This is a genomic window from Rhizobium sp. Leaf341, assembly GCF_001424325.1.
GTDB lineage: Bacteria > Pseudomonadota > Alphaproteobacteria > Rhizobiales > Rhizobiaceae > Ferranicluibacter.
In genome coordinates this window covers 300,564-311,548 of the sequence record NZ_LMPE01000015.1, presented here as the reverse complement: position 1 = coordinate 311,548, position 10,985 = coordinate 300,564, and the positions used below count along the sequence as shown (strand labels likewise).

The following is a 10,985-nucleotide window of genomic DNA, read 5'->3' as shown; positions in this document are numbered from 1 at the left end:
CCGTCCGCAAGCCGAGGATGATCGAGGCTGCCAACGGCGCGGTGCCGGCCTCGGTGTTGCTTGGTCTGGGTGTCGGCACCGAAGACGACATCGCCAACCGCAAGTCCCATCACGAGATGGAGCATGATGCGGGCGAGGAGCACGATCACGATGAATTCGCGAGCTTCGTGGTCGAGCTCGGCCCCATCGTCGATCCCGCCGGCTTCGTGGCCAAGCTGAAGGACATCGTCGCGGCGCACGACGTGCTGCGGTTGAAAGGCTTTGCCGATGTCCCCGGCAAGCCGATGCGGATGCTGATCCAGGCCGTGGGAACGCGCATCGACCCCTATTTCGATCGGGCCTGGGCCGCCGGCGAAGCGCGCCGCACGCGCCTCGTCGTCATCGGTCTCGATCATCTGGACGAGGCCGCTGTGCGCGCGGCCATCGTCGCGGCAGCGGCATAGTCAGGCACGACCGGATTCAGGCGGGAACGGCACCAGATGCATCTTCTTCTTGCGCAGAAAGGCACGATCTCGGACGGAGACGAGGCCATCGACCTCGGGCAGACGCCGGGCGAGATCCTGTTTCTGTCTGCGGCCGATACGGAACTTTCCTCCGTCGCGTCGGCCTGCAAGGCCGTTGCCAGCGGGCGGACTGTCCGGGCCGCAAGCCTTCTGTCGCTAAAGCATCCGATGTCGGTCGATACCTATGTCGAGCGGACGGCGCGGCATGCCAAGCTGATCGTCGTGCGGGCGCTCGGCGGGGCATCCTACTTCCAGTACGTGCTGGAGGCTCTGCACGCGTCAGCCGTGACGCACCGCGCAATGATCGCGGTGCTACCCGGTTACGACAAGCCGGATCCCGCGCTTGATGCCTATTCCACCGTCTCCGCCGAGGATCGGGCGGCGATGCTTGCCTACTTCACCGAAGGCGGGCCCGACAACATGCAGCGCTTTCTGGCCTATGCCGAGGCGGTCATCGACGCGCGCGAGCGGCCGGCCGCGGCAACGCCGCTGTTGCGGGCGGGCATCTGGTCGCCGGACGCGGGTATCATCGGTGCGGAAGAGTGGTCTCGCGCCCATCCCGGTCCTGCGCCGATCGTCGCGCTATGCTTCTATCGCGCGCTGGTGCAGTCCGGCGAGACGCGCCCCGTCGCTGCCCTGGTCGAGGCGCTTGCCGCCCAGGGGATGCGGCCCCTTCCGATCTTCGTTGCAAGCCTGAAGGACACGCTGTCCGTCGGAACCGTCGAGGCGATCTTTGCCCGCCACGCGCCCGATGTCGTTCTCAACGCCACGAGCTTTGCGGTCTCCGCGCCAGGGGGCGCACACAAGGGGACTGTGCTGGACGCCGGCGGCGCGCCGGTCCTTCAGGTGCTGTTTTCCGCCTCGACGCGTCAGGCCTGGGAGGCGTCCTCGCAAGGCCTGATGGCCCGGGATCTGGCCATGAACGTCGCGCTGCCCGAAGTCGACGGGCGCATCCTTTCCCGCGCGGTCTCGTTCAAGGCGGCGGCCATCTATGACGAAGCGGTCGAGACCAACATCGTCGGCCACGCCCCTTTGGCCGACAGGGTCGCCTTCGTGGCACGACTTTCGGCAAACTGGGCGCGTCTGCACCACACGCCGCCCGCAAACCGGAATGTGGCGATCGTGCTTGCCAACTATCCGAACCGCGACGGGCGGCTGGGTAACGGCGTCGGGCTCGATACACCGGCGGGGACGGTCGAGGTTCTCCGCGCCATGGCCGGGGCCGGCTATCCGGTCGACGACGTGCCGGCCGATGGCGATGCGCTGATCCGGTTCCTGATGGCAGGGCCGACCAACGCCGCACGCGACGGACGGCATGTTCGCGAAACTTTGTCCTTCAACGATTACAACGCCTTCTTCGCGACGCTTCCTGAACGGATTCAGGCGCAGGTCACCGCGCGGTGGGGCGATCCGTCACGCGATCCCTATGCGGACGGGGACCGTTTCGCCCTGCCGCTCGCCCGACTGGGCGGCGTGCTGATCGGCATCCAGCCGGCGCGCGGCTATCAGATCGATCCGAAGGAAACCTATCATTCCCCGGATCTCGTACCACCGCACGGCTATCTCGCCTTCTACGCATTTGTGCGTCGATCGTTCGGCGCCCATGCCGTGATTCACATGGGCAAGCACGGAAACCTGGAATGGCTGCCCGGCAAGGCGCTGGCGCTGTCGGAAACCTGCTATCCGGAAGCGGTGTTCGGGCCGCTGCCGCATCTGTATCCCTTCATCGTCAACGACCCCGGCGAGGGAACGCAGGCCAAGCGCCGTGCCAGCGCCGTCATCATCGATCACCTCACCCCGCCGCTGACACGGGCGGAGACCTATGGCGCGCTGCGCGATCTCGAGGGGCTGGTCGACGAATATTACGACGCTGCGGGCGGCGATCCCCGGCGTCTGCGGCTTCTCTCCAACCAGATCCTGCACCTCGTGCGCGACATCGGGCTCGATGCGGACGCCGGGATTGCCGCGACAGACGGCGAGGACACGGCGCTGCAGAAGCTCGACGCCTATCTTTGCGACCTGAAGGAAATGCAGATCCGCGACGGCCTCCACGTCTTCGGCGTTTCGCCCGAGGGGCGCCTCCTGACGGACCTGACGCTGGCGCTCGCCCGCGTGCCGCGCGGCACCGGCGAGGGCGGCGACGCCAGCCTACAGCGGGCGATTGCGCGCGACAGCGGGTTGGTCAACCGGCCGGTTGGGGAGCCAAACAACGAGAAGCACCCGGATATCGCGGTGTTCGATCCGCTCGACTGTGCGCCCGCCACGCCGTGGCAGGGGCCGCGTCCGCACCTGCTGCGGGTCGTCTGCGAGGATCCGTGGCGCAGCGAAGGCGACACGGTCGAGCGGATCGAGCGCCTTGCGGCAGCGTTCGTGGCCGGCGAGGTCCCGTGCCCGGAGGCATGGCTCGCAACGCGGCTCGTCCTCGACGCCATCGATGACCGGCTGAAACCGTCCCTTGTCGCCTGCGGGGCGGCGGAAATTGCCGGTCTCCTGACCGGTCTCGATGGCCGCTTCGTTGCGCCCGGGCCGTCCGGCGCCCCGACACGCGGGCGTCCCGACGTCCTGCCGACGGGCCGCAACTTCTACTCGGTCGACAGCCGCGCAGTGCCGACGCCGGCCGCCTTCGAACTCGGCCGGAAATCCGCGGACCTGCTGATCCGTCGCTATCTCCAGGACCACGGAGAGTGGCCGACGGCGCTCGGCCTTACCGCCTGGGGCACGTCGAACATGCGCACCGGCGGCGACGATATCGCCCAGGCGCTTGCGCTCATCGGGGCAAAACCGCTCTGGGATCCGATGTCGCGGCGCGTCACCGGCTACGAGATCGTGCCGCCGGCGCTTCTCGGCCGGCCCCGGGTCGATGTCACGCTGCGGGTCTCGGGCTTCTTCCGCGATGCGTTTCCCGAGCAGATCGCGCTGTTCGACAGCGCGGTTCGGGCGATCGGCGCGCTGGAGGAGGACGACGAGGACAACGCCATCGCGGCCCGGATTCGCCGCGAGAGCGCGGATTGGGTCGCAAAAGGAATGAGCGTTGCGGACGCCGAGCGTCTGGCCTCCTACCGTGTCTTCGGCTCCAAGCCCGGATCCTACGGCGCAGGCCTTCAGGCGCTGATGGACGAGAAAGGCGGGGCTGAGCGGTCGGAGCTCGCAGACGCTTATCTCACCTGGGGCGGGTATGCCTATGGTGCGCATGCCGAGGGCCGCGACGAACGCGCTGTTCTCGAAACACGCCTTTCCGGCGTGCAGGCGGTGGTGCAGAACCAGGACAACCGGGAGCACGATCTTCTCGACAGCGACGACTACTATCAGTTCGAAGGCGGGATGAGCGCGGCGGTCGAGCAACTCTCGGGCGTCCGCCCGGTCATCTATCACAACGATCACTCCCGGCCGGAAAAGCCGGTCATCCGGTCGCTCGAGGAAGAGATCGGGCGCGTCGTCCGCGGACGGGTGGTCAATCCCAAATGGATCGCCGGCATGATGCGGCACGGGTATAAGGGCGCCTTCGAGATGGCGGCAACCGTCGACTATCTCTTTGCATTCGCCGCGACCACCGGAGCCGTTCGCAGCCAGCATTTCGAGGCGGTCTATCAGGCATTCGTGATGGACGACACCGTGCGCACCTTCATGGAGGCGGCGAATAGCCACGCCCTGCGCGACCTGCAGGCGCGGCTGACCGAGGCGATCGACCGGGGGTACTGGCAGCCGCGCTCGAACTCGGCGCGCTTCGACCTTTCCACCAGCGTGACGCTTCGGGCGTCGTAGATTTCAAGGAACCGACATGACCGCGGAAACACCGACCAGCGAGGTCGATCTGGAGCGCCACGCCATGAAAATGGCGAAGAAGAAAGTGGCGCGCGAAAAGATCATGGCGACGAAGACCGACGGCAAGGGCCTGATCATGGTCCACACCGGCAAGGGCAAGGGCAAGACCACGGCCGGTTTCGGCATGATCTTCCGCCACATCGCCCACGGGATGCCGTCGGCGGTCGTGCAGTTCATCAAGGGTGGCTGGGAGACGGGCGAGCGTACGCTGATCGAGACGCATTTCCAGCATCTCTGCCGGTTCTACACGCTGGGCGAAGGCTTTACCTGGGAGACGCAGGACCGGGCCCGCGACGTTGCCATGGCGCAGAAGGCCTGGGAGACATCAATGGCGCTGATCCGCGATCCTGCCAATTCTATGGTGCTGCTCGATGAGATCAATATCGCACTGCGCTACGACTATATCGATATCCACGAGGTCGTCCGGTTCCTCGCCGAAGAGAAGCCGCCGATGACGCATGTGGTGCTGACCGGCCGCAACGCGCGCGAGGAACTGATCGAGATCGCCGATCTCGTGACGGAGATGGAACTCGTCAAGCACCCGTTCCGCTCCGGCATCAAGGCGCAGGTGGGTGTGGAATACTGAGCCCTGTCACACCGGCGCGGGCAGCGGTCCTGCGCTCGCCCCGTGGGCGAGGCTGCGAGGCGCGCGATCCGGCTCAGATGCCGAGCCAGAGCCGCAGGGGATAGGCGGGGTCCGCCAAGAGGCGGATGGCGAGCGCGATGCAGGTGAGCACCAGCAGCGGCTTGATGACTTTTGCGCCGCGCTGCATGGCAAAGCGCGAACCGACCTGCGCACCGGCAAACTGTCCGATGCCCATCATCAGGCCGACCTTCCAAAGGACGACGCCGTACCAGGCGAGGACGAGGAAGCCGCCGATATTGGAGCCGAAGTTCAGAAGCTTGGTATGCGCGGTCGCCTTGAGGACGCCGAAACCGGCAAGCGCGATGAAGGCCAGCATGAAGAAGGAGCCGGTGCCAGGGCCGAAGATGCCATCATAGAAGCCGATGGCGGGAACGATGGTCAGGCCGAACACGAAGGGCGTGATGCGCTGGGTTCGATCGAGGTCGGCGACATTCGGCTTGAGCGCGAAATAGAGCGCGATGCCGATCAGGAGGAACGGAAGCAGGGCACGCAGCACGTCGCCGGGAACGATGGTCGCGACCATCGCGCCGACCGCACCGCCGGCAAGGGCCAGGAGCGCCATCGGCAGCTGACGTCTGAGGTCCACATGGCCGGCCCGCGCATAGGCGAGACTGGCCGAGCCGGAGCCGAAGAGCGACTGCAGCTTGTTGGTACCGAGCGTTTCCAGGGGCGGGAGGCCGGCCAGCAGCATAGCCGGCACGGTGATCATGCCGCCGCCGCCGGCGATGCTGTCGATGAAGCCGGCGAGAAAGGCCGCGAGGAACAGGAAGACAAGCAAATGAAGCGCGAGATCGTGCACGATGGACCCTCGCCGTGGCGCCGGCTGTGGAATGATCGAAGATTCGCCCGCGCAGGGCGCAGCCGCACCCGCTCTTTGGCAGAGCCGGGCGCCAAAGGAAAGCGGTCTTGGACCGGCAGCCTATCGCGAACCTGGCTCATGCGGCCTGTCGTGCCCGGCGCAGCCGCCCGCCCGTCCTTCTGCCGACAGGGCGGTGCGGGCCTTTCCCGATGATTTTGCGACAAGGTCTGCTTATGCAATTCCGGTGCGGGCAAATCTCTTGTAAGAGATCCCCGTGCGACGGCGCCCGGTTCGGGCTGAAAACGCGTCCGGTGCGGCCGACCCTGATCGGGGGCTCATGCCGGAGCTGTCGAGGCCTCGACCGGGGAGGGATCTCCGGCCGCGTGGCGTCTGCGCGCCTGCCGCCCGTGGTCTCGGCTTCGACCGCCGCCCGGCTGCAGGATCTGAAACGCGGCAGGCCCTGCCACCCTTTGCGGGTGGCGGCGATCGCCCGAAGAGAGCGCAGAATGACAATGAGCGGTGAAACCTTCGAGCGTGGGCTCGTTCTCGGCCTTGGTTGCCGACCGGGCACATCCACCGCGGAGGTTCTCGATCTTGCAAAGGCCGTGCTGGCTGCGGCCGGTTATCCCGCGCGGCCGCTGCAGGCCGTGGCGTCGCTCGATGCCCGGGCTTTGGAGCCTGCTTTGTCCGCCCTGTCCGATCATTTCGCCGTTCCCTTCGTGACATTCGCCGCCGCACGGTTGGAGGCCGAGACGCCGCGGATCGCCACGCCGTCGGCCGCCGTCTTTCGCCTGACCGGATGTCACGGCGTCGCCGAAGCCGCGGCGCTCGCCGCTGCCGGCGCGGGTGCACGGCTGCTCGTCGCCAGGCGAACGTCCGGCCAGGCGACGGCCGCCGTGGCGGAAGCCGAGTCGGAACAAGCGTTTGCCCCGATGTCTTCGACCGGCGTGGTCGCGTCTTGCCAGATCGAATCATCGTCGCCCGCCTGGGAGTTGGCGGGATGAGTCTTTCGCCTTTCGACGGCCTGCCGCAGATGGCGCCGGGCGCCGTCTGGCTTGTCGGAGCAGGGCCGGGCGATCCCGGGCTCCTGACCCTGCATGCCGTCAACGCGCTGCGCCAGGCGGACGTGATCGTCCATGATGCGCTGGTCGATGCCGCCTGCCTATCTCTCGCACGGCCGGGCGCCGTGCTGGAGTTCGCCGGCAAGCGCGGCGGCAAGCCCTCGCCGAAACAACGCGATATCTCGCTCCGCCTCGTGGCGCTCGCCCGCGAGGGCAAGCGGGTGTTGCGGCTGAAGGGCGGCGATCCCTTCGTCTTCGGTCGCGGTGGCGAGGAGGCTTTGGTTCTGGTCGAGCACGGCATCCCGTTCCGGGTCGTCCCCGGCATCACCGCCGGTATCGGCGGTCTTGCCTATGCAGGCATCCCGGTCACCCATCGCGACGTCACCCATGTCGTGACCTTTCTCACCGGGCATGATTCCTCTGGGCTCGTGCCGGATCGCGTCGATTGGGCGAGCGTCGCCAAGGGCTCGCCGGTCATCGTCATGTATATGGCCATGAAGCATATCCGCGAGATCACCACGAACCTGCTGGCCGCCGGGCGGGCGCATGACGAGCCGCTGGCTTTCGTCAGCAACGCCGCAACGGCGCGCCAGTCGGTTCTCGAAACGACGCTCGGGCAGGCGGCGACCGATGCGGTCGCAGCGGGCATTTCGCCACCCGTCATCGTCGTGCTCGGCGAGGTCGTGCGGCTGCGGCCCGTCCTCGACTGGCTCGGCGCTGCCACCGCGCAAGGCGACGTCGCCACTCCGAAGGGTCCTGCGGCATGAGCGGCCTTCTGATCGCCGCCCCGTCCTCGGGCTCCGGCAAGACCACGATCACGCTCGGCCTGTTGCGGGCGCTGCGCCGGCGCGGCGTCGCGGTGTCGCCCGGCAAGGCGGGGCCGGATTACATCGATCCCGCCTTCCACACGGCCGCCTGCGGGATCGCCTGCATCAACTATGATCCCTGGGCCATGCGGCCCGCCTTGCTCGCAGCCCAGGCGGCGCGGGCGCGGGCCGATGGGCGTCTGCTCGTTATCGAGGCCATGATGGGGCTTTTCGATGCGGCGATGGACGGTACCGGCGCGCCGGCCGATCTCGCCGCCGCGCTCGGTCTGCCCGTGGTTCTGGTGGTCGATTGCGGCCGCATGGCCCACTCCGTCGCCGCACTCGTGTCGGGCTATGCGCGGTTCCGCCCCGACGTGCGGCTGGCGGGCGTTGTCCTCAACAAGGTCGGCAGTCCGAAGCACGCGGCCATGCTGCGCGGGGCCCTTGCCGGCATCGACATGCCCGTGCTCGGCACCATCGGTCGCGACCCTGCTCTGGCTCTGCCCGAGCGCCATCTCGGCCTGGTGCAGGCGGGCGAGCACGGCGGCCTCGATCGTTTCATCGATCACGCCGCCGATGCCGTGGAGGCGGGGTGCGACCTCGATGCGCTGGTGGCGCTCGGCGGCGAAGCGGGTCCTATGTTGCCGGTCCGCGGGCATCGTCCTGCGCTCGATCCGCTCGGTGCGCGGATCGCCGTTGCGTGCGATGTCGCCTTTGCCTTCGCCTATGAGCATCTGCTCGCCGGATGGCACGCCTCCGGCGCGAGCCTGTCCTTCTTCTCGCCCCTCGCTGACGAGGCGCCGGCGGCGGATTGCGATGCCGTCTATCTGCCCGGCGGCTATCCGGAGCTTCATGCCGGTAGGCTCGCCGCAGCCACCACCTTTCGCAGCGGCCTGCAGGCCGCGGCCGTGCGGCAGGCGCGGATCTTCGGCGAATGCGGCGGCTACATGACGCTCGGCGAGGGCCTCATCGATGCCGCAGGTGCGCGCCACGCCATGCTCGGGCTTCTGCCGCTCACGACGAGCTTTGCCGAGCGGCGCCGGCATCTCGGCTATCGCCGCGTCCGGCCGCTGGAGAAAGACGGCTTCTTCCCGCCGATGATGGCGCATGAATTTCACTATGCGACGATCGTCACGGAGGGCGACGCGGCGCCGCTCTTTGCGGTCGAGGATGCCGCTGGCACCGCGCTCGGCACGGCGGGCCTTCGGCGCGGCTCGGTTGCCGGCTCCTTCATGCATCTGATCGATCGCGCCTGCGACGGCACCTGTGACTGCGCCTCTGGCTCGGACCGCGCCTGCAACCGCGCCGTGGGGCCTGCATGACGGCGCCGATCCAGCATGGCGGCGGGCTTTCGCGTGCGATCGGCCGCTATGGCGGTGCGACGGCAGACTGGCTCGACCTGTCCACCGGCATCAACCCCTGCCCACCGCCCTTGCCGGAGATTCCTGCTGCCGTCTGGCATCGGCTCCCGGATGCGGATCTCGTGCACCGGGCCGAAACAGCCGCCGCGGCCTTCTACGGCACCGGGCCGCGCCTTCCGCTTGCGGTTCCCGGCACCCAATCCGTCATCCAGCATCTGCCGGCGCTGGCCTCGGCCGGCCGGCCGGTCGCCATTCTCGGCCCGACCTACGGCGAGTATCGACGCGTCCTGTCGCTCTCGGGTTTTCCGGTCGATCTGATCGGCGATCCCCAGGACATTCGCTCCGAGCACGGTCTGGTCGTCATCGTCAATCCGAACAATCCGACCGGCCGCCAGCTGCCGCGCCGGACGCTGCTCGATCTGGCCGACCGCCTTGCGGCGCAGGATGGGCGGCTGGTGGTGGACGAGGCCTTCGGCGACGAGATCTCCGGAAACAGCGTCGCTGCGGAGGCCTTCACGCATCCGGCCCTGATCGTCTTCCGGTCGTTCGGCAAGCTCTTCGGTCATGCCGGCATCCGCCTCGGCTTCGTCATGGCCACGCCGGACGTTCTCCAAGCGCTGTCGACCGCGCTTGGACCCTGGGCCGTGTCTGGCCCTGCGCTTTGCGTCGCCGAGCAGCTTTTCCAGGGCGATCTCGAAGGTCTTCGCGCGCGGATCGCGGAGCGGAAGGCCGGACTGGAGGCCGCCTTGTCCGAGGCCGGTTGCCGCACGATCGGGGGAACGCACCTGTTTTCGCTCGTCGAGGTCGCCGACGGCGCCGCTCTGCAGCATGCGCTGTGCAAAGAGCACATCCTCACCCGCAGCTTCGACTATGCGCCCCGGTGGCTGCGGCTGGGCCTCACGCCCGACCCGCAATCCGACCAGCGGCTTCTACTGGCGCTTCGGAAGGGGATGGCCTGATGCGCCTCGTCATTCTCGCCGCTGGCCTGCTGCTCGACCGGCTTGTCGGCGATCCCGACTGGCTGTGGCGGCGTCTGCCGCATCCTGTCGTCCTGTTCGGCGCGGCGATCGGCATCTGCGAGCGACGCATGAACAGGCCGGATCTCGCACCCGCGCAGGGCCGGTTTCGCGGCGCTCTCGCCATCGCCGGCCTTCTCGTCCTCTCGGCGGCCGTCGGCGTCCTCGTTCATTCCGCCCTGTCGCGACTCGGACTTGTCGGTGCCGCGCTCGAGGCCCTGATCGTGGCCGTCTTCCTCGCGCAAAAGAGCCTGTCGGACCATGTCCTGCGGGTGGTGCGGGGGTTGCGCGGCGGCGGGCTTGCGGGCGGGCGGCACGCGGTTTCGATGATTGTCGGGCGCGATCCGCAGAGCCTCGATGAGGCCGGTGTCTGCCGGGCCGCGATCGAGAGCCTTGCCGAGAACTTTTCCGACGGCGTCGTCGCGCCGCTGCTCTGGTATGCGCTTGGCGGGTTGCCGGGACTGCTCGCCTACAAGATGCTGAACACGGCCGATTCGATGATCGGCCACAAGACCGAGCGCCACCTCTACTTCGGCTGGGCCTCCGCCCGGCTCGACGATCTTGCAAATCTGCCTGCTGCGCGCCTGTCGATGCTGCTCATCGCCGGCGGCGCCTGGTGGCGGTCCAGCCAAAGGGCGGGGCGGGACGCGGTGTCGGTGGCACTGCGCGACCAGGGACTGCACCGTTCACCCAATTCCGGCTGGCCGGAAGCGGCCATGGCCGGTGCGCTCGATCTGCAGCTTGCCGGGCCGCGTCTCTATGCCGGAGCCCGCGTCGAGGAACCGATGATGAACGCGGCCGGCCGGCCGCACGCCACCGCCGACGATATCCTGCGCGGCGTCAGCATCTTCCATTCCGCCTGCACGCAGGCGCTTCTCGTCGTCCTTGCCTTCGCGTCCTGTCGGTACCTGGTCTAGCGCATCGGCCACAGGGACCCGCAGCCGCGTTCTCGACCGATTTGGCAACGCGGA

The 10,985-nt window shown here is 68.0% G+C and carries 9 protein-coding genes; 8 read left to right on the top strand and 1 reads right to left on the bottom strand.

Going from position 1 to position 10,985, the window contains the following annotated elements; translation table 11 throughout:
* The 3 genes from ASG03_RS22085 to cobO all read left to right on the top strand — a co-directional run.
* Positions 1-443 (top strand): GTP-binding protein (locus ASG03_RS22085; protein ID WP_244475290.1); only part of this gene is annotated, 443 nt, incomplete at its 5' end.
* 36 nt (positions 444-479) lie between these two features.
* Positions 480-4,265: a cobaltochelatase subunit CobN gene (gene cobN / locus ASG03_RS16280; protein WP_062694544.1), complete on the top strand. Its 3,786-nt coding sequence runs from the start codon at positions 480-482 to the stop codon at positions 4,263-4,265.
* Positions 4,266-4,281: 16 nt separating this feature from the next.
* The gene (cobO, locus tag ASG03_RS16275; protein ID WP_062694542.1) at positions 4,282-4,911 is read left to right on the top strand and encodes a cob(I)yrinic acid a,c-diamide adenosyltransferase; all 630 of its coding nucleotides are present in this window, start codon (positions 4,282-4,284) and stop codon (positions 4,909-4,911) included.
* Between the two features lie 73 nt (positions 4,912-4,984).
* On the opposite strand, the gene ASG03_RS16270 is transcribed toward cobO, so the two are convergent.
* Positions 4,985-5,770: a TSUP family transporter gene (locus tag ASG03_RS16270; protein WP_062694539.1), complete on the bottom strand. Its 786-nt coding sequence runs from the start codon at positions 5,768-5,770 to the stop codon at positions 4,985-4,987.
* Between the two features lie 506 nt (positions 5,771-6,276).
* On the opposite strand from ASG03_RS16270, the gene ASG03_RS16265 reads away from it, so the two are divergent.
* Genes ASG03_RS16265 through cbiB form a run of 5 tightly spaced genes read left to right on the top strand, consistent with a single transcriptional unit; the run spans position 6,277 to position 10,931 of the window.
* On the top strand, positions 6,277-6,774 hold the full coding sequence (locus tag ASG03_RS16265; RefSeq protein ID WP_338012403.1) for a cobalamin biosynthesis protein: 498 nt from the start codon (positions 6,277-6,279) through the stop codon (positions 6,772-6,774).
* Complete coding sequence (gene cobA / locus ASG03_RS16260; RefSeq protein ID WP_062473940.1) at positions 6,771-7,598, top strand: uroporphyrinogen-III C-methyltransferase; 828 nt, start codon at positions 6,771-6,773, stop codon at positions 7,596-7,598. The genes ASG03_RS16265 and cobA overlap by 4 nt, the downstream gene beginning before the upstream one ends.
* Positions 7,595-8,959 (top strand): cobyrinate a,c-diamide synthase, encoded by a 1,365-nt coding sequence (locus ASG03_RS16255; RefSeq protein WP_082475810.1) that lies wholly within the window; start codon positions 7,595-7,597, stop codon positions 8,957-8,959. Before cobA ends, ASG03_RS16255 begins: the two co-directional genes overlap by 4 nt.
* Positions 8,956-9,957, top strand: coding sequence for a threonine-phosphate decarboxylase CobD (gene cobD, locus ASG03_RS16250; protein WP_062694537.1), 1,002 nt, complete (start codon positions 8,956-8,958; stop codon positions 9,955-9,957). The genes ASG03_RS16255 and cobD overlap by 4 nt, the downstream gene beginning before the upstream one ends.
* The gene (cbiB, locus tag ASG03_RS16245; protein WP_062694535.1) at positions 9,957-10,931 is read left to right on the top strand and encodes an adenosylcobinamide-phosphate synthase CbiB; all 975 of its coding nucleotides are present in this window, start codon (positions 9,957-9,959) and stop codon (positions 10,929-10,931) included. Before cobD ends, cbiB begins: the two co-directional genes overlap by 1 nt.
* Positions 10,932-10,985 lie beyond the last annotated feature (54 nt).